12 protein-coding genes are annotated in these 21177 nt (G+C 73.8%); 7 read left to right on the top strand and 5 right to left on the bottom strand.

The window, feature by feature from the left end:
* Positions 1–3 precede the first annotated feature (3 nt).
* On the bottom strand, positions 4–3651 hold the full coding sequence (locus ACH4K4_RS30580; protein ID WP_398171733.1) for a hypothetical protein: 3648 nt from the start codon (positions 3649–3651) through the stop codon (positions 4–6).
* 258 nt (positions 3652–3909) lie between these two features.
* Here ACH4K4_RS30580 and ACH4K4_RS30585 point away from each other — a divergent pair, with 258 nt between their 5' ends.
* A complete protein-coding gene (locus ACH4K4_RS30585) occupies positions 3910–4260 on the top strand; it encodes a hypothetical protein (protein ID WP_398171734.1) in 351 nt (116 codons plus the stop codon).
* A 154-nt stretch (positions 4261–4414) separates the two neighbouring features.
* Here ACH4K4_RS30585 and ACH4K4_RS30590 read toward each other — a convergent pair whose 3' ends face one another.
* Complete coding sequence (locus ACH4K4_RS30590; protein WP_398171735.1) at positions 4415–4765, bottom strand: hypothetical protein; 351 nt, start codon at positions 4763–4765, stop codon at positions 4415–4417.
* A gap of 210 nt (positions 4766–4975) precedes the next feature.
* Here ACH4K4_RS30590 and ACH4K4_RS30595 point away from each other — a divergent pair, with 210 nt between their 5' ends.
* From ACH4K4_RS30595 to ACH4K4_RS30605, 3 genes are all read left to right on the top strand, one after another.
* Positions 4976–5563, top strand: coding sequence for a TetR/AcrR family transcriptional regulator (locus tag ACH4K4_RS30595; protein ID WP_398171736.1), 588 nt, complete (start codon positions 4976–4978; stop codon positions 5561–5563).
* Between the two features lie 184 nt (positions 5564–5747).
* Entirely contained in the window at positions 5748–6539 is a 792-nt protein-coding gene (locus ACH4K4_RS30600; RefSeq protein ID WP_398171737.1) for a hypothetical protein, read from the top strand.
* A 221-nt stretch (positions 6540–6760) separates the two neighbouring features.
* Positions 6761–11284, top strand: coding sequence for an HAD-IC family P-type ATPase (locus tag ACH4K4_RS30605; protein ID WP_398171738.1), 4524 nt, complete (start codon positions 6761–6763; stop codon positions 11282–11284).
* Between the two features lie 16 nt (positions 11285–11300).
* On the opposite strand, the gene ACH4K4_RS30610 is transcribed toward ACH4K4_RS30605, so the two are convergent.
* Positions 11301–11750 (bottom strand): DUF3224 domain-containing protein, encoded by a 450-nt coding sequence (locus ACH4K4_RS30610; RefSeq protein ID WP_398171739.1) that lies wholly within the window; start codon positions 11748–11750, stop codon positions 11301–11303.
* Between the two features lie 103 nt (positions 11751–11853).
* On the opposite strand from ACH4K4_RS30610, the gene ACH4K4_RS30615 reads away from it, so the two are divergent.
* Positions 11854–12861 (top strand): helix-turn-helix transcriptional regulator, encoded by a 1008-nt coding sequence (locus tag ACH4K4_RS30615; RefSeq protein WP_398171740.1) that lies wholly within the window; start codon positions 11854–11856, stop codon positions 12859–12861.
* A 41-nt stretch (positions 12862–12902) separates the two neighbouring features.
* On the opposite strand, the gene ACH4K4_RS30620 is transcribed toward ACH4K4_RS30615, so the two are convergent.
* Complete coding sequence (locus tag ACH4K4_RS30620) at positions 12903–17135, bottom strand: amino acid adenylation domain-containing protein (protein ID WP_398171741.1); 4233 nt, start codon at positions 17133–17135, stop codon at positions 12903–12905.
* Positions 17136–17491: 356 nt separating this feature from the next.
* On the bottom strand, positions 17492–18448 hold the full coding sequence (locus tag ACH4K4_RS30625; RefSeq protein WP_398171742.1) for a threonine/serine dehydratase: 957 nt from the start codon (positions 18446–18448) through the stop codon (positions 17492–17494).
* A gap of 123 nt (positions 18449–18571) precedes the next feature.
* On the opposite strand from ACH4K4_RS30625, the gene ACH4K4_RS30630 reads away from it, so the two are divergent.
* Both ACH4K4_RS30630 and ACH4K4_RS30635 read left to right on the top strand, forming a co-directional pair.
* On the top strand, positions 18572–19549 hold the full coding sequence (locus ACH4K4_RS30630) for a hypothetical protein (RefSeq protein ID WP_398171743.1): 978 nt from the start codon (positions 18572–18574) through the stop codon (positions 19547–19549).
* A gap of 119 nt (positions 19550–19668) precedes the next feature.
* Positions 19669–21024, top strand: coding sequence for an amidohydrolase (locus ACH4K4_RS30635; RefSeq protein ID WP_398171744.1), 1356 nt, complete (start codon positions 19669–19671; stop codon positions 21022–21024).
* The last annotated feature ends 153 nt before the right edge of the window (positions 21025–21177 follow it).

Raw genomic sequence — 21177 nt, forward strand, 5'->3', positions numbered from 1 at the left:
GGCTCAGCTCACTTCCGCGAAGGCGGTGCAGTACTCGGTGACGGGGTCGCGCGGGGCGCCGGTGACGGGGTCGGTGTAGGGCGCCATCATCTCGGCGAAGGTGGCGCTGCGCGGCGACGGCTCGGCGGTGGCCCCGGCGAGCGCGGCGGAGGAGCGTCCGGCGCCCACGAAGCGCTTCTCGCACTCGATGGTGACCGACTGCGACCAGAAGCCGATGTGCACGCTGACGGAGATCCTGGCCCGCCCGTAGACGGTCTCGGTCGCGGTGTCGAAGGTGAGGTCGAGGTAGATCTCGACGGAGGCGGAGACGATGCCGAGGACGTCGACTTCGCCGCGGGCCCGGAAGTAGCCGGTCAGCCGGGACTCGCCGGTGGCGAGTTCCAGGCGGAAGTAGATACCCGCCATGACGGACAGGCTGCCGCTGGCGACCCCGAAGTCGAGGGAGACGGCGGCGCCGAATTCGAGCGCGGCCTCCAGTACGGCCACCCGGTGGGGTGTCAGGACGATGCCGAAGAAGCCGCCGCCGCCCAGCATCGAGACGGTGAGCCGGAAGGGGGCCTGGCGGCTGCAGAAGGAGAAGCCGACCTCCAGCGACCTGCCGATGAAGGGCAGGTCGAGATAGGCGTCCAGCCGCAGGTTCTCCAGGCTGAACACGCCGATGGCCAGGCTCGGCAGCGGCAGCCCGTAGCGGGCGACGATGCCCGAGGGCGTGACCTGGATGCCCGGCGGATCGCTGAAGCCGTCCACGGGGATGAGCCGGCGCAGCGTCTGCACGAAGGAGAGCGGGCCGATGAAGTCGACGCCCTTGAGGACGACGTCGATCTCGGGTTTCCGTCCGGCGCGCGCGACGAAGCGCACGTGTTTGAAGCGCAGTCGGAGGGCGGTGAACTTCGGCACCAGGACCAGGGAGAAGTTCTCCAGGCTGCAGCTGATGTCGGCGCCTACGGCGAGGTCGCGGCGCAGGGATCCGCGCAGGTCGACGACGAGGGACAGCCGTCCGTCCGCGTCCGGCAGGAAGACCGGGGAGCCGTCCAGGAGGACGGGCTGGATCTCCGGGTTCCATTCCAGGCGCGCGTTGACGGTCTCGGGGAGGCGGAAGCCCGTGGCGGCCTGCTGTACGGCGTCGCGCAGCGCGACGACCTCTCCGGCGGCCGTGGTCCAGGTCGCCACCTGCTGCCGGGCCCGGGTCAGCAGGGCGCGTACGCCCGGGTCCGTGTCGGCGGGGAGGGTGTCCAGCAGGTTGGCCAGGGCGGCGGCGAAGGCGTTGAAGGCGTCGTCGACCTGCCGCATCGTGATCGGCCCGGTGCGCCCGGAGAGGCCCTGGGCGACGAAGTCGCCGACGACGGTGACGAGCTTCTCGGCCGTGTCGGCGACCTGGCGGGCGGCGGGCGGGTATCGGTCGAGTTCGCGGGCGAGCAGCTGCCGGGCCCGGCCGAGGTCGGAGAGGAAGCCGGTGACCGCGCTGACGGTCTCGGTGAAGAAGTTCGGCACCTTCAGGGCCTGGCTCAGGCTGTCCACCCCCTTGATCACCTCGGCCAGCGGTACCACGCCCAGCAGGCTCGGGCCGATCTCGTCCAGGGAGTCCAGCGGGCGGAAGAACTCCTCGGGTTTGAAGGTGCCGTTCGCGATGGCGTCGAGCGGGTCCTGCCCGCCGGGCACCGGGACGCCGGACACCGGCCCGGTCAGCCGCGACAGGCCCGACACCAGCATGCTCGGCGCGGTGAGCCCGCCGGACCGGTCGCGCTGGTCGCCGAAGTCCATCCGCAGCGGCGCGTCGGCGGGCGTCAGCAGGCTCAGGAAAACCTGCCCCGCGTTGGCCTTGCGGACCGGCCCGCCGACCGTGTCGAAGCCGGACAGCGCGTACCGCTTCGCGTAGGCGACGGGCACGGTGGCGTCCGCGCCGCCGAGCCGGCCGACGGCGGGCACGGTGGCCTGCGCCCAGCGCAGTTGCGGCAGGAACTGCGCGTCCTTCGAGACGGCCGGGTCGCCCGGCGCCGGGTCGGCCAGGGCGGGCGGCGCCGCCATGCCCCACACCATCCGGGCGACGTCGAGCCGGGTGTCGTCGGGCCTGAGGGTGGGCGCGAGGGCCACCGACTGGCCGAGGAGTTCGGCGCTGGCCGCCACGGGGGCTTCCACCGCGGCGGCCGTGGCGGCGGCCGTCGGCGGGTTCGTGTCCAGCGCGTTGTACTCGGCGACGGCGGCGGCGAGGCCGGCCCCGGAGGCCAGGGTCTCGTCGAGAAAGAGCAGGGGCGTACGGAACTCCACCGTGTTCCCGCCGTGGTCGACCGCGGTGACCTTGAAGTGGAACGGCTTCTCGGCGGGCGTCGCGGGGAAGAACTTCCTCCGGTCGGCGGGCGGGACGAGGTTCGGTGTCTCCAGGGTGTCGAGCCGCACGCTCGTGAACGGGAACAGCACGTTCGCCAGGTCGCTCGCCGGGTCGGTGCCGGACGGCAGCGGCACCTTCGGGTCGTACGTCCTCAACGGCTGCCGTACGACGACGAACTCGCGCTGGACGAGGTACGCGCCACGGTGGTCGTCGAACTTGCGCTCGGTGACGCGGACGTACACCGCCTTGTGCCCGAAGGGACACAGGAACCCTTCCCGCATCACCCGGACGTACTGGTCACGGCCCATGGCGGCCCGGTGGCGCCATTCGGAGAGCGAGACGCCCCGCGGGCGCTCCGGCCAGGTGCCGAGGCCGTCCAGCCAGCCGCCGGCGGCCGACAGCATCAGCAGCCGTACGGCGACCGGCGCGGGGACGTACGGCGTGCCGTCCGGCTTGAGGAGGCCGGCTCCGGTGGTGAGGTCGACGATGTCGCGGCGGTCGTCCGGCTCCAGCGCCTGCCGGAACGCGTAGGGAGCGCCGGGGTCGCCGCCGCGCTCCCGGTTCCACACCGCGCGGACGGTGCCGCCGTCGAGCCGGGTATGCCACAGCTCGACGCGGGCGCCCGGTTCCGGTGGCGGCAGCTCGCCCCGGTGGATCCACCGGCCCTTCTGCGAGGGCGACAGGTACAGCCGGTACGGCAGTTCGACGCCGGTGCGCGGGCGGTCCGGGTCGGCGAACGGGTCCTGCGGGCCGGCCGCGGCGGCGGCGCCGGGAGCCGCCCCGGGCTCCGGTCCTTCGAGCTCCGCGCCCGCCGCCTGCGCCGCGGCGAGCGACGTCCGCAGGCCGTGGCGGGTGGCCAGTTCTGCCGTCGTGGACACCAGCCGTACCAGGGTCATGGCACGGGCGGCGGCGTCCTGGCCGCTGCCCGGTACGGCGGGCGGCGGCCGAAGCGCCGGGGGCGGCGCGTCCGGCTCGCGGGCCGCGTCCACGACACGCAGGGGCAGCCGGCGCATCGCTTCGAGCAGCCCGCCTTCGGAGAAGGGCACCGCGTCCTCGGGGCCGACCTCGAAGACCAGCACGGTCCGGCCGCTGATCAGGGCGCCCACGGGCAGGTCACGGGACTCGCCCGGGACTTCGTCGCTGAAGGCCTGCTCCACCGTGTGCTGCGGCCCGAAGGTGACGGTGATCAGGCCGTCCGCCGCCGGGTCGGCGCGCACCAGCCGTCTGTTTCCCGCGGAGCCCTCGGCTTTCAGCCCGGAGAAGCCGAACGACAGGTCGAGCAGATCGCTGCCGCGCAGCAAGCGCAGTGCCGCCGGAGTGGTCATGACGCCCCCTCACACCGCGCGCCGGCCGGGTCCTCCCGGTCTGCCGCGCAGCCCCCTTACCTCCTACCTCCAGCTGCGCACGGGCACCAGGGGGAACGACGGCTTCCCCCACCCCGAAGTTCGTTCGAGTCGTCACGACCCGGATCACGCCATCATGCGGCGCGGCGGAATTCCCCCTCCAACTCCCCCCGGCGCCGCGGCTAGCGTCGCAGTCGGTCGGGGGCTTCTCCGCATACCGCCCCAAGGAGGCGACGGAGTATGAGCAACAATTCGATCTCACCGGACACACCGCAGGCCCGGATCTACCGGAACCAGGCATGGACGTCGGGCAACGGCCGGGCGCTGCTGCGTCTCCAGGAAGACGGCAACTTCGTCCTCTACAAGGACAGCATCAGCAAGGCGGTGTGGTCGGCGGACACCGTGCCGGACGGCGGCTACGCGATATTCCAGGACGACGGCAACCTCGTGGTCTACACCGAGAACGACAAGCCGGTCTGGGCGAGCAACACCAACGGCCGCCCCGGCGCCACGCTCTCCGTACAGGACGACGGCAACGTGGTGATCTATCACAACGGAAACCCCATCTGGGCCACCGACACGGGCGACTGACCCGGCTTGCCCGAGCACGTCTCTGCCAAGGTGCCGCCGGGGAGCGTCTCCCCCGGCGGCACCGGCCCTTGCTTCTGGGTACGTCATGCGCACACGTTGCGCGGCGCCTGTTCCGGTAGGGAGTCGGGGCCGCGTCCTCCCGTACGGCCTGTGTTCACGCTCGTGGAAGCCCGGTCTTGGGCGCGGGGTTGTCGCGGCGGGCGCGACGGGCTCCGATCAGCAGCAGGGCGCACGCGAGCGCGAAGAGCGGCCAGGGCGTGAACGGGAGGACCACAGCGCCGACGGCGGTCCAGGCTCCCAGCGTCCAGGCGATGAACGTCGGCGGGGTGATGCCGCGGCGGTCCAGCCACAGCACCGTCAGGCCGATCAGGAAGAGCGGTATGCCGAAGCTCTCCACGCTCAGCCAGTACGCGCTGCCCGCCGGGCTCATGTCGGCGAGGTCCTCGTGCCACAGTCCGCCGCTGAACCACGTCCCGGCGTGACGCGCGGCTTTCTCCACCGTCAAGGCGCCGAGCGTGTGTACGGTCCCGCACAACGTGAAAATCCATCCGGCCCACTTGATCATCCGAGTTCTCCGTTCTCGTCACGAAGCCGTAGCGGGGTCCAGTGCTCTCCGAATCCATGGTTCCGATACTGCAGTTTCGATACTCTCGTTCCGTATAGTGCGGCCATGACGGCGAGAAGGCAACGGGGCGGACGCCCCCGGGACAGTCGGGTGGACGACAAGATCCTCCGGACCACGCGTGAACTGATCGACGAAGTCGGCTACCCGCAGCTGACCGTCGACCAGGTCGCGGCGTGCGCCGGGGTGGGCAAGGCGGCGATCTACCGCCGCTACGCGTCCAAGGCCGAGATGGCGTTCGCTGCCACCATGTACGACCGGCAGTTGCCTCCGTTGGCCTGCACCGGCTCGTTGCACGGGGACCTGCTGGCGCTGGTCCGCGCGTTCCACGTACGCATGGCCACCCCGGAGGCCCGCCAGCTGGCACCGGTCCTGATCAGCGAACTCGCCGTCAATTCCGAGCTGAACAAACGGTTCCGGGACACCTTCCTGGCCGCCGAACAGGCCGCCTTCGCCGACATCATCGAACGGGCCGTGACCCGCCGCGAGCTGGCCGGGACCGTCGATCCCGCGATGGCCCACCTGCTGCTGCTCGGCTGCCTGGCCTCCGCCCTGTACATCCTCAACCTGCCCGTCGACGACGCGCTGATCACCGACCTCGCCGCCGCGGCCACAGCAGGCATCACCGCCCTGGCCGACCGGCGCCACAGCGCTCCCGGCGGAGCCGCCGAGCAGCGCTGACAAAGCCGTCTCCGGTGCGCCGGGCCTGGTCGTACGGCGGAAACCTCTGCCGTACGGCAGAGGCGCGGCCCGGTGGCCGCGCCCGGTTCTGCCGATCGGCAGATGTTCCGGAGGGTCTGTCCGGCAGCAGGCTGGAACAGCGCCGGCGGGCACCGCTGCCGGGCGGGAGAGAGGACGAACGACCATGCCGGCGCGGACCGAGCCGGAGATCACCACCGCCCCCGTTTCCACCCCCGCTCCCACTCCTGTTCCCGCCCCTGTTTCCGGTTCCCGGTGGTGGTCGCGGTGGCCCGTCCTGGCCGGTTGCCTGGCGGCGCTGTGGTCCCTGCTGTACGGGGCCGCCAGCTTGTACTGGGCGCTCGGCGGCAGTGGTTACCCCTTCGCGGCCACCGTCACCGACCGCTCGTCGGCCTCGCTGCTCGAACCCAGCAGCCCGGACGTCGTGGGTTACGCCATCGCCGCGGTCGGCGCGGCCGGCACGGTCGCCGGACTGCTGATGGCACGCGGCCGGGTGCGGGGCAGAGCCCGTGGTGGGCTGCTCGGCTTCGGCTGGGTGACGGCGTGCGTCCTGGCGCTCCTGCTTCCCGACTACTCGCTCCTGGCGGACATGCGGGCCACCCCGGGCATGCTGGAGATCGGGCTCGGGCTGGCGGTGGCGTCGACGGCCGGCGGCCTGCTCACCCGCGGTCTGATCGGCCGCTGGGGCGAGGTGTGGCCGCGCTGGGTGTGGTGGAAGGCGGGCAAGCCCGTCCGCCCGGCGACGGCGATCGTCCCCGCGACGACCGTGGCCCTGGTGCTCATACCGGCGGGCCTGATGAACATCCGCCTGTTCGACTCCGCCATGTGGGGCACGAACGGTCCGGGCGTCTTCTGGACGACTTGGGGCGTGGCCCTCGGTGCGGCGACTCTCGCGTTCTACTTCCGCCGCCGGGGGCAGTGCGCGCAATGCGGGCGGGTGTCGGAGACCGTGGTCTGAACGGCGTACCGGGCCGGACGGACACGCGTTCGGAGGCGGCGGGCCCGGCCGGCGGCGTACCGCCCAAGCGACGGCGTGTCACTCCGGCGACAGCGTGTCACCCAGGCGGCGGCGTATCGGCCTGGAGCGCCGCGGCGCGGGTGTAGGGCGGCGGCAAGAGGGATACCCGTCCCGTGCCCCTGCGCGCTCTGCCGGGGGTTCCTTCGAGGTGAGGAACTCCGATGTCGCTGTTGTCAGGCGTGCCGGGGCTGACGGGGCTGCGGATGCCCCGTCTGTCGGACCTGCGGGTGCCGTTGCCGCCGCTGCCGTTGCCCGGTCCGGTGGTGGACGGTGTACGGGCGGGTGCCCGGGGCGCCGTGGAACTGGCCTGGCAGGTGGCGGGTGTTCCGAGCCGGGCGGTGTGGTCGCGGCCGGGCCGCTGTTACATCGCGGTGTCGGGGGTGCAGACGGCGGACGGGGAACGGATCGCGCGGCGTGTGGAGCGCGTGCTCGAACAGCAGAAGGGGGTGGAGTGGGCGCGGGTGAACGGGCCGTCCGGACGGGTGGTGGTGGGCCTCGGGCCGGAGGCGCCCCGGCAGGCGGAACTGGTCGCTCTGGTCGCCCGCGCCGAGGCGAGTTGCACGGGTTCGGCCGGTGGCGCGGCCTGCGACGAGCACGGTGAGTGGTGCCAGGAGCCACACCACCCATGTGAGGGACCGCGGACCCGGCAGTCGCTGACCGGGCTGGCCGCCGACGCCGTTGGGCTGGGCATCGCCACCCTGATGCGCCTGGCGCCTTGGGCTCCGCTGCCCGCCGAGGTCGGGTCACTGGCCGGGATGATGCAGCACCACCCGAAGCTGCGCGCACTGGCGGCCTGGGGGCTGGCCGGTCCCGAACGGGCCGAGTCGCTGTTGCCGGCCGTCAGCGCGCTGGCGCAGGGCGTGGCGTCACGGGGCGGCGGGTTGATGCTGGACGTCGTACAGCGGGTCGCGCAGTGGCGGGAGGCGAGCGCGTACAAGAACACCTGGGAGGCGGTGGAGCCGCGGATGGTGCGCGGCCCGCAGGACGCCGCCGCCGAGCCGATCGTGGTCGAGCGGCCGGTGCCCGCGCCGAAGGACTCGGTGGACCGGTACACCGAACGGTCGCTGAGCGTGGGGGCCGCGGCGGGGGCGGCGGCGGTGCCGTTCGCCGGGCCGCGCCGGGGGCTGGCGGTGGCGCTGGCCGGCATGCCGAAGGCGCCGGAGGCCGGGCGGGAGGGATTCGCCACCGGCCTGGGGCGGTTCTTGGCCCTGCGGGGCGTGGTGGCGATGGACCGGGGTGTGCTGCGCAGGCTCGGGCAGGTGGACTGCGTGGTGCTGGACGAGGCGGCGCTGCGCGGCAACCGATACGAACTGACCGACCTGGAGCTGTTGGAGGACGCGGAGCCGGAGGAGACCACCGGACACCTGTTCGAACTGTTCGAGGGCGACGAGCCATTGGAGACACGGCGGTCGGCGGACGGCTGGGCCCTCGGCCCGCTGTCGGACCTGGCGGGAGCGGCGGACGACGGCGCGGAGGGACGCGCCGCGCGGCGGTTGCGGCAGAAGGGCTGCGACCATCTGCTGGGCCTGGCGCAGCAAGGGCGGCTGCGAGCCGTGGTGGCCCTGGTGGCGCAGACGGCGCCGGGTGCCCAGGCCGTGGCGGCGGCCGCGCGCCGCGCCGGGGCCCGGATCGTGCTCGCCTCCGACCGGCCAGAGGCGGAGTGCGGGTTCGCCGACGCCGTCATGCCGGGCGGCAAGCGCCTGGTGGCGTCCGTACGGGAGTTGCAGGGCAACGGCTCGGTGGTCCTGCTCGTCTCGGGCAACCGCCGGGCGCTGGGCGCGTCCGACTGCGGCATCGGCGTGCACCGCAAGGGCCACGCGCCCGCCTGGGGCGCGCACCTGCTGGTCGGCACGGACCTGGGCGCGGCCGGGCTCATCGTGGACGCGGTGGCCGTCGCGGCGCAGGTGGACCGGGAGAGCGCGATGCTGGCCGCGGGCGGCAGCGGCGTCGGGGCCATCTCCGCCGTGCAGGCCCGCCCGTCCCGCGCCACCCGGCGCGCCTCGGCTGCCGGGCACACCGCCGGGTCCGCCGCATTCTGCCTCGGCGCCTGGCGCGCCCGGCAGTTGCTGGCCCGCCCGCCGGTGCCGCCCGCGCAGAGCACGCCGTGGCATCTGATGCCGGCCTCCCGGGTGTTGGAGCACCTGAAGGCGACACCGGACGGGCTGTCCGCGCGCGAGGCCGAGGCCCGTTCCTCTCCCGGGCAGCGCTCGGACGGCCCGCAGCGCACCGGCCTCGCGGCCGCGTTCGTCGAGGAGCTCGCCAATCCCCTCACTCCCGTGCTCGCGGCGGGCGCCGCGCTGTCGGCCGCGGTCGGCTCGCGCACCGACGCCGCGCTCGTCGGCGCCATCACCGGCACCTCCGCGCTCGTCGGCGGCATCCAGCGGGTGCGCACGGAAGGGGCGTTGGCGGAGTTGTTCGCACGCTCCGCGATCAGCGCGCGGGTGCTGCGCGACGGGGCCGAGCGGCCGGTCGCGGCGGGTGACCTCGTTTCCGGGGACGTCGTCGTACTGGGCCCCGAGGACGTCGTGCCGACCGACTGCCGCCTGCTGGAGGCCGAGGGCCTGGAGGTGGACGAGTCCTCGCTGACCGGGGAGTCCCTGCCGGTGGGCAAGGACCCGGCGCCGGTGGTGGCGGCGCAGCTCGCGGACCGGCACTCGATGCTGTACGAGGGCACGACGGTGGCCGCCGGCCGGGCCAAAGCCGTGGTCGTCGCCACGGGCGCGGCCACCGAGGTCGGCCGCAGCCTGGCCACCGCGCGGCAGGCGGCCCCCACGGTGGGCGTGGAGAAGCGGCTGGCCTCCCTGACCAAGGCGAGTCTGCCGATCGCCCTCGGCTCGGCCGCCGCCGTGGCCGGTGCCGGGCTGCTGCACGGCAGGCGCCTGCACCACACTCTGGCCTCGGCGGTGAACCTGGCGGTCGCCTCGGTCCCCGAAGGCCTGCCGTTCCTGGTCAGCGCGGCCCAACTGGCCGCCGCTCGCCGCCTCGCCGAGCACGGGGCCCTGGTCCGCAATCCCCGTACGATCGAGGCGCTCGGCCGTGCCGACGTGCTCTGCTTCGACAAGACCGGCACCCTCACCGAAGGGACGCTGGAACTCGCGGAGGTCAGCGACGGCGAACGGGCGCTGCCCGCCGGCCGGCTGGACGACGCGCGCAAGAATGTCCTCGCCGCGGCCCTGCGCGCCACCCCTTCGGCGCATTCCGCCGAACCGCTGGCCCACCACACCGACCGGGCGGTGGCGGCCGGGGCCCGCCGGCAGCGCGTCACCGTACGCGGCGGCGCGCCCCACTGGCACCGCGCCGACGACCTGCCGTTCGAACCGTCCCGGGCCTATCACGCCACCGCCGGGCGCGCCGCTCAGGGCGCGCTGCTCAGCGTGAAGGGCGCCCCCGAGAACGTCCTGGCCCGCTGCGCCCGGCGCCGTACCGACGGCGCGGCCACCCACCCGCTCGACGACCGCGGCCGCGCCCGCCTGACCGCGACCGCCGAGGAGCTGGCCGCCGCCGGCCGCCGGGTCCTGGCGGTCGCCGAACGGCCCATGAAGGACGGCGAACAGCTCACCGACGACGCCGTGGACGGGCTCGTCTTCCTCGGTTTCCTCACCCTCTCCGATCCCGTACGGGCCGGTGCCCTGCCCGCCGCCGAACGGCTGCGCGAGGCCGGCGTGCAGATCGTCATGCTCACCGGCGACCACCCCGCCACCGCCGACGCGATCGCCTCCACCATCAACAACGGCGCCTCCCAACGGGTGTGCAACGCGGCGGACCTGGACGCGCTGGACGACGACGCGCTGGGCGAGCTGCTGCCCAGGGTCGACGTGATCGCCCGGTGCAGCCCGCACCACAAGGTCCGGATCGTCCAGGCGTACCAGCGCATCGGCCGGGTCGTGGCGATGACGGGCGACGGCGCCAACGACGCCCCCGCCATCCGGCTCGCCGACATCGGCATCGCGCTGGGCAACCGGGGCACCCCGGCGGCCACCGCGGCCGCCGATCTCGTCGTCGGCGACGACCGGCTGGAGACGATCATCGCGGCGCTGATGGAGGGCCGCGCGATGTGGACTTCGGTCCGTGCCGCGCTGGCCATCCTTATCGGCGGCAACCTCGGCGAGATCAGCTTCAGCGTGCTCGCCGCCGCCCTCACCGGCCGGTCGCCCCTGACCGCCCGGCAGATCATGCTGGTCAACCTGCTCACCGACCTGGCACCGGCGCTGGCCATCGCCGTACGCGAGCCGACCGGGAACGGCGGCGAACGCCTCCTGAGCGAGGGCCCCGACCGTTCGCTGGGCGCCGCGCTCACCCACGAGATGCTGCTGCGCGGTCTCACCACGACCCTCGGCGCGACGCTGGCCTGGGGCGCCGCCCGGCTCACCGGCAGGCGCCGCCGGGCGGGCACCGTCGCGCTCGCGGCGGTCGTCGGCACCCAGCTCGCACAGACCGTGATCACCGGCGGGCCTGATCGCAAGGTGCTGATCGCGGGCCTGGGATCCGCCGCCGTACTGGTGGCGGCCATCCAGACGCCGGGCGTCAGCCGGTTCTTCGGCTGCACCCCGCTCGGCCCGGTGGCCTGGGGCATCACGCTCGGCGCCATCACCTCGGCCGCCCTCCTGGGCGCCGCGGCCGCTCCCCTGGTCCGCCGTCTGCCGGCCCCTCACCTCGCGCCGGAACCCGGAAAGCCTGCCGACTGACGCCCCGCCCCTCCCGTCAGCTGTAGTCGTAGTCGAAGGTGTACGCGACGGACTGCTCACCGTGCCGGGCCGTGAACGCGCCGGTGCCGCGCAGGCCTGTCAGGTCTCCCGTGGCCGAGCCCGGTACGACCTCGAAGGTGCAGTACACGTTCCCTTCGTCGTCGAACGAGCCGCGCTCCTCCACGACGAAGGCGCCCCGGCGCCCGTCGAGGCTGCCGTCCAGCAGTTCCATGCCGGTGAACGTGCCGGTCTTCTCCGTCGCGTAGACGATGGTGTACTCGCAGGTCGTGTGCGCGGCCTCGATGCCGCCGGAGAAGGCGTTGGCGACGGTGGCGTGGGCGAGCCGCGGATGTGTGCCCTCCGGACCGGCGGCGCGCTCCTCCCAGCCGGCGCTCGCGAAGTGGCCGGTGGCCTGCGCGGTCGTGGTGCCGCCCGGTGCGGGCGCGGTGGTGGTCTGTGCGGGCATGGTGATCCTTTCGGTCGGTGGCGCGGTGCTTCCCGCGGCGCGTGACCGGATCCTGGCACCCGTACCTGACACCTTCTGTCAGGTACGGCGGCACAATGTCCGCATGCGCGCCGACCGCCTGCTCTCCCTCCTCCTGCTGCTCCAGAACCGCGGACGGATGACCGCCCCCGAGCTGGCCGCCGAGCTGGAGGTGTCCCTGCGCACGGTCTACCGGGACATCGAAGCGCTCGGCGCCTCGGGCGTCCCGGTCCGCTCCGAGCGCGGCCCGGCCGGCGGCTACTCCCTGATGGACGGCTACCGCACCCGGCTGACCGGGCTGTCCGACGCGGAGGCGGAGTCGCTCTTCCTCGCCGGCGTGCCGGGGCCGGCCCGCGAACTGGGCCTGGGCGCCGTCCTGGCGACGGCCCAGCTGAAACTGCAGGCCGCGCTCCCGGCAGGACTGGCGGACCGGGCCCGGCGCCTCCAGGACCGCTTCCACCTGGACGCTCCCGCCTGGTTCCGGGACGCCGACCCCGTGCCCCACCTGGCCTCCGTGGCGCAGGCCGTGTGGGAGCAGCGGGTCCTGCGCGTCCGCTACCGCGCCTGGGGCGGCGAGATCCGCAGGGAACTCCGCCCGCTCGGCCTCGTCCTCAAGGGCGGCATCTGGTACGCGGTGGCCTGGACGGACGGCGCCGCACCGAACCCGGCACCGGACGGCACACCGGTACCGACACGGACCTACCGGATCTCGCGCCTCCTGACCGCGGAACCGACGGACACCTCCTTCGAGCGCCCGGCCGCGTTCGACCTGGCCGCCTGTTGGGCGGAGTCCTCCCGCCGCCTGGAGGCCAGACTGCACCAGGGCACAGCGCGGCTGCGGATCTCGCCACGCGCACAGCGGCTGCTGCCCATGCAGTTCGGCGCGGCCGGCACCCGGGCCTTGGCGGACGCCGGCCCACCGGACGCCGAGGGCTGGGTGCTGGTGGACCTGCCGGTCGAGACACCGGCCGTCGCGGTCGGCGACCTGCTCAGGCTCGGCACGGAGGCGGAGGTGCTGGGCCCGCCCGAACTCCGCACGGCCGTCGCCCACACGGCAGCCGAACTGGCGGAACGGTACGCGGCGTCGCCTTGAACGGCCTTTCGCCGGGTTCGCCCGCGTGGCCTTCGGCTACGTCACTGGGTGAGGTCCGCCGCTCCGGACACCGCCAGCGTGGCGTCCAGGTGTGCGGCGACCTCCCGGCCGATGCGGGCCAGTGGGCCCGGCTGGGTCATGGCGTGGTGCGTGCACGCGATGTCGTGGCTGTCGATGTCGCCCGTCACCAGGTGGCGCCACGCTCCGGCGGTCGGCGCGTGGTCCGGCTTGCCCTCCGTGGCGTGGAAGTAGAGCAGGTCGCCGTCGAAGACGCCTTCGGAGAAGGTCGGCAGCAGCTTGACCGAGTGGGTGAACACCTCGGTGACGGCGGCGAGCCGGTCCTCGCCGAGCGCCGGGTGCTCCTTCAGCGAGGCGAGCAGTTCGTCACCGCCGTGGTTCTCGCGCAGGACCGCCGCCACGCCGGGAACGGTCAGCGGCCGCGCGAACCGTTCCGGTTCGTGTCCTGCCGCTTCCAGGAGCAGGCTCAGGATGTCGTCTTCCGTCACCTCGGAACCCGCCGTTCCGTGCGGGTCGATGGGGCGCGAGTCGAGCATGGCCAGCAGCGCCACCCGCTCCCCCCTCGCCTGCAGCCGGACGGCGACGGCGTGCGCGAGCGCGCCGCCGAGGGACCAGCCCAGCAGATGGTACGGGCCTGCGGGCTGCACGGCGCGGATCTGCCCGACGTAGTCGGCGACCATCTCCTCGAAGGTGGCGGGCAGGTCGGCGCGCCGCACCAGCCCGCGCGCCTGGAGCCCGTACACCGGCACGTCCGGCCCGAGGTGGCGCAGCAGCCCGGCGTAGCACCAGCTCAGGCCGCCGGAGGGGTGGACGCAGAAGAGCGGGGGCCGGGTGCCCTGGGTGCGCAGCGGCAGCAGCACCTCGAAGCCGTCCGAGCCACCGCCGTTGTCCATGAGCCGGACGAGGTCGGCGACGGTGGGGGCTTCGAACAGCGCGCGGATGGACAGTTCGGTGCCGAGCGCGGAGCGGATACGGCTGATGAGCCTGGCCGCCAGCAGGGAGTGCCCGCCGAGGGTGAAGAAGTCGTCGTCGATGCCGACCTGCCGGGCGCCGAGCACCTCGGCGAACAGGGTGCAGAGCACCTTCTCCCGGGAGTTGCGCGGCTGCCGTCCGGCGGAGGCCGCGCGGAGTTGGGGGGCGGGCAGGGCGGCGCGGTCCAGCTTGCCGTTGGCGGTGAGCGGCAGCTGCTCCAGGAGGACGAAGGCGCTGGGGACCATGTATTCGGGCAGGCGGGCGGCCGCCCAGGAGCGCAAGGCGTCGGTGCCGACCGGAACGGGACCGCGTGAGCCGGCCGGTGCGGGGGCGGCGCCGCGGTCGGGTTCGGCCCGGCGGGAGCCCGGGATGCGGGCCTGCGCGCTAGGCCCTGCCGTGGCGCCGGCGGCGACGGGGACGACGTACGCGGTCAGGCGCCGGTCGCCGGGAGCGTCCTCCCGGACGGTCACCACGGCGTGCTCGACGCCCGGGTGCCCGGCCAGCGCCGTCTCGACCTCGCCCGGCTCGATCCGGAAGCCGCGCATCTTGACCTGCTCGTCGGTGCGGCCGAGGTATTCCAGGGTGCCTTCGGCCGTCCAGCGCGCCCGGTCGCCGGTCCGGTACATGCGCGAGCCAGGCGCGCCGCACGTGCAGGGCGTTCCGGGGTCGCCGCACGTGCGGCCCGCCGGCCCGCTGCCCGCGTGCGCGAACGGGTTGGCGACGAACCGCTCCGCGCTCAGCGCCGGCCGGTTGAGGTAGCCGCGGGCGACCTGGTCGCCCGCGAGGTACAGCTCCCCTGGCACACCGGCCGGCACCGGGTTGAGCGCGGCGTCCAGCACGTACGCCTGGACGTTGCGCCCCGGGCGCCCGATGACCGGCCGGCCGCCCTGCCCGTCGATGCGGCAGTACACCGCGTCGACGGTGCACTCGGTCGGCCCGTAGTAGTTGTACGCGGTGGTGCCGGGCAGGGTGCGCAGCGTCTCCCACAGGGAGGCGTCGACGGCCTCGCCGCCGACCATGAGCACGCGGGGGCGGTGCCGTTCGCCGGTGCACAGGCCGGCGGCGATCAGCTGGTGGAGGTAGGTGGGGGTGAGGTCGAGGAAGTCGATGCGCCGGTCGGCGATGTAGTCGACGAGGGCGGGCGGGTCGAGCCGTACGGCGTCCTCGACGAGGTGCAGTTCGTGTCCCGCGGCCAGGAAGAGCGGGCCTTCCCAGGCGGTGTCGAAGGAGAAGGCGGCGGTGAGCGCGGCCCGCAGGCGGCGCCGGGCCGCGGCGGTCTCCGGGTCGATCAGTTCGGCCCGGTGGTCGAAGAACAGGTTGGTCAGCTGGCGGTGTTCGACGACGACGCCCTTGGGCTGCCCGGTGGACCCCGAGGTGTAGCTGACGTACGCGGGGTGTCCCGGCGCCAGGGGGGCCGGCCGGTCGGCGTCCGCGGGGTCGGTGTCCGGTTGCCGTTCCAGGGTCCGCGCGGTGGCCGGGGTGTCGAGGCACAGCGCGGCGGCGGGGTCCGGCAGGCGGGTGGCGGTGCCGGTCGTGGCGACGACGCAGACCGGACGGGTGTCCGCGAGCAGGAAGCGGATCCGCTCGGGCGGCAGTTCGGGGTCGACCGGTACGTACGCGGCGCCCGTCTTGAGCACCGCCAGCAGCCCGGCGATGTGCTCGGCCGTGCGCGGCAGGGCCAGCGCCACGAACGTCTCCGGCCCCGCGCCGCGTGCGATCAGGGCGTGCGCCAGCCGGTTGGCGCGGGCGTTCAACGCGTCGTACGTCAGGGTGGTGTCGCCGCACACCAGGGCGGTGGCGGCGGGCGTACGGCGGGCCTGCTCCTGGAACAGCTCGGGCAGGGTGGTGGCCGGCACCGTGCGCGCGGTGTCGTTCCAGCCGGTCGTCACCCGGCGGCGCTCCGCGGCCGGCAGCAGGTCGATCGAGCCGACGGTCTGTTCGGGGTCGATGCCGGCCAGCGTGTCCAGCAGGGCGAGGAAGCGGCGCTGGTGGGCGGCGGTGGTCCCGGCGTCGTACCGGTCGGGGTCGGCGTTGAAGTCGATGCGCAGGGAGCCGTCGGCGGTCCGCTCGTAGACGTTGACGCCGAGCCCGGTGACCGGTCCGTTGGAGAGGTTGTGCAGGGTGGCAGGGTGGCGCCCGAAGCTCAGCTCCGGGTCGTACCCCATGATGTTGATGCCCCAGTCGCCCAGGTACCCGCCGGTATGCGCGACGCCCAGGTCCTGGACGAGGTACGGCGACGGGAAGCGCTGGTGGCGCAGCAGGCCGCGGGCCCGTTCGGAGGTGTGCCGTACCAGCTCGCGCACGCTCGTGTACGGCCCCAGCTCGATCTGGAGGGGCAGCACGTTGGCGACCATGGACGGCACGCTGCGGGGCACGGCGCCGGGGCGGGCGGTCACGGTCAGGTCCAGCATGACGTCGCCGGTGCCGCTCATCCGGTGCACGTAGAGCCCGAGCGCGGCCATCGCCACCACCGGCAGCCCGGACCGGAACTGCCGGGCGAGGGCCCGGAGCCCGTCGGCGGCGGGTGCGGCGAGGTGGCCGGTCTCGCGGACGAAGCGGTGCGGTACGGCGGCCAGCCGGCTCGCCAGGCCGGGGTCGGTGGACCGGTCGGCGAAGCGTTCGGCCCAGTACGCGCGGTCCCGGGCGAACCGGTCGGAGGCGCGGTACTGCGCCTCGTCGGCCAGGAGCTCGTCCAGCGTGCCCAGGCGGCTGGGCGGGCACTCCTCGCCCGCCTCCAGGGCGGTGTAGACCTCGGCGACGCGCTGGATCAGGAGCGAGAAGCCGTAGCCGTCCAGGACGATGTGGTGCAGGCTCATGTAGAGCACGCAGTGGTCGCCGGGCAGCAGCAGCACCGCGAAGCGGAACAGCGGCGAACGGCCCAGGTCGAGCGGCTCGCGCAGGTCCGCCTCCATCCACTGCCTGGCCCGCGTCCACGGGTCGGCCGGCGGGACGACCGCGGCCGGTCCCGGCGGCGGGCCCGGAGCCGGGCCGGTGGCGTCCCGCAGGTCCACGACGGGCAGCGGCCAGTCGTCCCCGAGGTCGGGCACCTGCCAGACCCCGCCGTCCTCGTCGGTCTCGAAGCGGACCCGCACGGCCTCGGTGTCGGCCACGGCGCGGCGCACCGCGGCGCTGAGCACGGCCAGGTCGACCGGGCCGTGGATGTCCACGTACTCGGCAGCACGGTAGATCGGGTTCTCCGCGTCCAGCTGCTGGGAGAACCACATCCCCGTCTGCGCGGCGGTCAGCGGCAAACGACCACCGCGGTTGCCTGGCTTCCTGTTCATGCTTGCCGTCTCCTGACGAAGGTGCTCGGGTTCAACGGCGACCCGGCCGGTGGCCGGCCACCCGGCAGGTCGCGGCGCACGCGCCATACAGGGGCAACGAGCACCCCGCGACTGGTGTATCGGTTCGTCGGCAAATCTCTTTGCACGCGTGTACGAAGGCGGGGCGGCAAACGGGCCGGGTGACCGCGCAAGCGCAGCTCACAGGCGCACTACCGGTGTTCAGGCGGTGCGGGGCGCGGGCCGGGCGGCTTTCCGGAGGGCGGCCCGGCCCGTCTGTTTTCCGTCGAATATCTGCACCAGGAAGACACCTTACGAACGTTTCGAGGGTCGTTCGGCGGCGAACCGGCGAACTCCTGTCACCCGGCGGACCGTACAAGATCCGACGGGTCGGTGTTCGCCCCGCACACGACGACACACACCCGCTCCCCCGGCGCGGGCCGGTACGCGCCCGACCGCAGGGCGGCGAAGGCGGCCGCCGTGCCGTGCTCGACCGCCAGCTTCCGGTCGTCCCACAGCGACTGGCGCGCGCTGACGATCTCCTCGTCCGGTACGAGCAGGGAGACCGCCCCGTCCTGCCGGGCCCAGTACAGCGCCGTCTCGCTGACGCGGCGCGCGCCCAACGAGTCGGCGGCGACCGAGTCCACCCGCACGTCGACCACCCGGCCGGCCTCCACCGCGGCGTTCAGCGCCCGGCAGTTCTCCGGTTCGACGGCCACGACCCGCACGCCGTGGTGGTGCGCGGCCGCGGCGACCCCACTGAACAGTCCGCCGCCACCGACCGCGACGACGACCGTGTCCAGGCCGGGCAGCGCGGTACGGATCTCCTCCAGCAAGGTGCCGGCGCCGGCCGCGATCAACGGGTGGTCGTACGCGTGCGACTCCAGCGCGCCGGTCCGCGCGGCGTGCTCCCGGGACGCCTCCAGCGCAGCCGCGTACTCGGATCCCACCTGGCGTACGTCGGCGCCGAGCACGCGCAGCTTGGCGACCTTCACCGCGGGAGCGGTCTCGGGCAGGAACACCGTCGCCCTGATGCCGTGGCGGCCCGCGGCCCAGGCGCAGGCCAGCCCGGCGTTGCCGCCGGAGGCGATGACCACCCCGGCCCCGGGCATGCTGCCCGCCTCCAGGTGCGCCGCGATGAAGTTGGCCGCGCCGCGGGCCTTGAAGGACCCGGTGTGCTGGGTGAACTCGTAGGCGAGCCAGCCCTCGCCGGGGCCGAACACGCCCGGATCGACCGGTGCGACGGTGACCGGGCGCACATACCCGGCGATCCGGCCGCCGGCCGCCTTCACGTCCTCGTAGCTGATGCTGCTCATCGCGGAACTCTCTCCCGGGGTCGAAGGTCGGACACGGTGCCGTCCCGGCCGCCGGGGCCGCCTGCCCCTCCGGCCGGACCCGACCAGTTGATCACGATCCCGCCAGAGCGGATGATCTTGGTCATGAGATTACGTTTTCCCTCGGCCGTGCTCGCCTCGTGTGCCGCGATGGCCGTATCCGTGGGGCTCCTCCAGTCCCCCGCCCAGGCGGCGAACCGCCCCCAACCGTCCGGTGCCCGGACCCCGGACGACGTGCTGTGCATCTACAGCACCGAGATCACCGACCGGACCACCGGCGGATACGTCTGGGACGTCGCCAAGCGCGCCCACGCCCTGTGGAAGAGCGAGGAATTCCAGGGCGAGTACGGGACCTTGCCGTACGCCGAGCAGATGAACAAGCTCCTGTACGAGCTGAACGTGAGCCGGCACGTCTTCGGCCACAGCTGGCTCGTCCACTTCAACTCCGGCGGCAAACAGCACCGGAAGCTGAGCGGCGGCCAGGAGGCCCGCTACGACACGTACTCCTTCCAGCCGAAGGACCCGGACGGCATCAACGGTGACGGCTCACCGGTCGACGGCATGTCCGTCAACTACACCGGCTACGACATCAACGTGCCGGGCAAGCCACTGGTCGAATGGGACCGGCCGAGCCGCAAGCAGGACCAGGGCCAGGCGCACTCCCCGCGTGCCGCGCGCTGCAAGACACTGACCGGTCGGCAGCAGAGCGCCTTCAAGCAGGAGATCCAGCGGCGGGCAGCTCTCAACGAGAAGTACACCCTCATGCCCAGCTGGGACTTCGTCCTCACCGGTGGGTGGGCGGGGACATCGGCCAGGAACTGCACCACGTTCGCTCTCCAGGTCTGGGACGCGACGATGAAGGACGCCCCGGCCGAACGCCTCGACGCACCCGGCGGCTACCCCGCTGCGGACATCGACCGACTCGGCGGCAACGTCCCCGCCGACCTGACACAGAGCGCGTTCTCCGCGTGGATCCCCGCCCTCGCCGGCAAGTGGATCCACGAGAAGAACGGCGGCCGGAACGAGAACGCGGACGTACCGCGGTTCGCCGACGACGAAGCCGCGCCGGCCGGCGCCCGGTAGCGGCACGGCGCATCCCGCGCACGGGCCGGGCGGGCGGGGCCGCACCGCCCGCCCGGCTGCCGCCGCCGCCCGCCCCGTGCCATCGTCGTGGCAGACCGCCCCACCCCGAGGGAGCCGCCATGCCCGACGCCGCCCGCCCCGCCGACCTGGTGATCACGGGCTGCACCGCCCTGGTACACGACGACCACGATGGCGTCGGCTTCACCGAGGACGCCGCGATCGTCGTACGCGACGGCCTCATCGAGACGGTCACCGCGGCCGGCGCGGTGGCGGACCTGCCCGCCGCCGAACGCATCGACGCCCGGGGGCAGGTGGCCATGCCGGGGCTGATCAACTGCCACACCCACGCGCCGATGGTCGTCTTCCGGGGCAGCGCGGAGGACCTGCCCGCCGAGGAGTGGTTCAACGACCGGATCTGGCCCGCCGAGACCAACCTCACCGACCGCGACGTCCGGCTGGGCGCGCTGCTCGCCTGCGCCGAAATGATCCGCGGCGGGGTCACCACGTTCGCCGACCACTACTTCGCCATGGACGAGGTCGCCGGCGCCGTCGAGCTCAGCGGGCTGCGGGCGAACCTCGGGTGGGCGTACTTCTCCTCCCAGGGCCCGGCCGGCCGCGAGCGTTCCCTGGACTTCGCGCTGCGCCGGCGGGGCGCGGCCGGCGGCCGGATCACCACCTCGCTCGCCCCGCACGCCACGTACACCGTCACCGACGCCGACCTGCGCGCCACCGCGGACCTCGCCCGCGACCACGCCCTGCCGGTACACATCCACGCCGCCGAGAACCGCGAGCAGACCGACAACAGCCTGGCCCGGCACGGCCGTACCCCCGTCGAAACACTGCACCGGGCCGGTCTCCTGGACGTCGGCGTCCTCATCGCCCACGGCACCGGCATCCTCGAACGCGACCTGCCGGTCCTGAGCCGGGGCACCGGGCGCATCGGCGTCGCCACCGCCCCCAGGGGCTACCTCAGGTTCGCGTGGGACCCGACGCCCGTACGGCTGCTGGACTCGATCGGCATCCCGGTCGGCCTGGCCACGGACGGAGCGGCGTCGAACAACTCCCTCGACGTCTGGGAGAGCATGGCGCTCACCGCCCTGGTGCAGAAGTCGGCGGAGCGGGACCCCCGGTGGCTGACCGCCCGGCAGGCCCTCGGCCACGCCACGACGCAGAGCGCCCGCGCACTGGGGATGGCGGGGCAGGTGGGCAGGCTCGCGCCGGGCCACCGGGCCGACGTGATCCTGGTGGACGTCACGGGACCGCACGTCCAGCCGGTGCACGACACGGCCGCGGCCCTGGTCCACAGCGTGCGTGCGGGTGACGTCCGTACCACCGTCGTGGACGGCCGCGTCCTGATGCGCGACCGCGCCCTGCTCACCCTCGACCTGCCCGGCACCGTCGCCGAACTCCGCACCCGCCTACCGGCCCTCCGAAACCGCGGCCACGGCCGCCGCGTGCAGCGGTACGACGGCTAGTGCTGTGACCGGGAAGGTTTGCCGGTCACAGCACTAGGTGGCCCCGGCGGCCGCCCTACGGCTCCAGCCGGCCGGCGGGACCGGCGTGCGGCGGTACGGCAGGCGTCTGGGTATCGTCGGCTCGGCGGACCGGTGGCCAACCGGTACCAGGAT

It is taken from the genome of Streptomyces sp. NPDC017529, from assembly GCF_044329785.1.
Lineage (GTDB): Bacteria > Actinomycetota > Actinomycetes > Streptomycetales > Streptomycetaceae > Streptomyces.

Coding starts and splice junctions, on each gene's coding strand:
- ACH4K4_RS30580 (WP_398171733.1), bottom strand. CDS start 3,651: ATGACCACTCCGGCGGCACTGCGCTTGCTGCGCGGCAGCGATCTGCTC.
- ACH4K4_RS30585 (WP_398171734.1), top strand. CDS start 3,910: ATGAGCAACAATTCGATCTCACCGGACACACCGCAGGCCCGGATCTAC.
- ACH4K4_RS30600 (WP_398171737.1), top strand. CDS start 5,748: ATGCCGGCGCGGACCGAGCCGGAGATCACCACCGCCCCCGTTTCCACC.
- ACH4K4_RS30605 (WP_398171738.1), top strand. CDS start 6,761: ATGTCGCTGTTGTCAGGCGTGCCGGGGCTGACGGGGCTGCGGATGCCC.
- ACH4K4_RS30610 (WP_398171739.1), bottom strand. CDS start 11,750: ATGCCCGCACAGACCACCACCGCGCCCGCACCGGGCGGCACCACGACC.
- ACH4K4_RS30615 (WP_398171740.1), top strand. CDS start 11,854: ATGCGCGCCGACCGCCTGCTCTCCCTCCTCCTGCTGCTCCAGAACCGC.
- ACH4K4_RS30620 (WP_398171741.1), bottom strand. CDS start 17,135: ATGAACAGGAAGCCAGGCAACCGCGGTGGTCGTTTGCCGCTGACCGCC.
- ACH4K4_RS30625 (WP_398171742.1), bottom strand. CDS start 18,448: ATGAGCAGCATCAGCTACGAGGACGTGAAGGCGGCCGGCGGCCGGATC.
- ACH4K4_RS30630 (WP_398171743.1), top strand. CDS start 18,572: ATGAGATTACGTTTTCCCTCGGCCGTGCTCGCCTCGTGTGCCGCGATG.
- ACH4K4_RS30635 (WP_398171744.1), top strand. CDS start 19,669: ATGCCCGACGCCGCCCGCCCCGCCGACCTGGTGATCACGGGCTGCACC.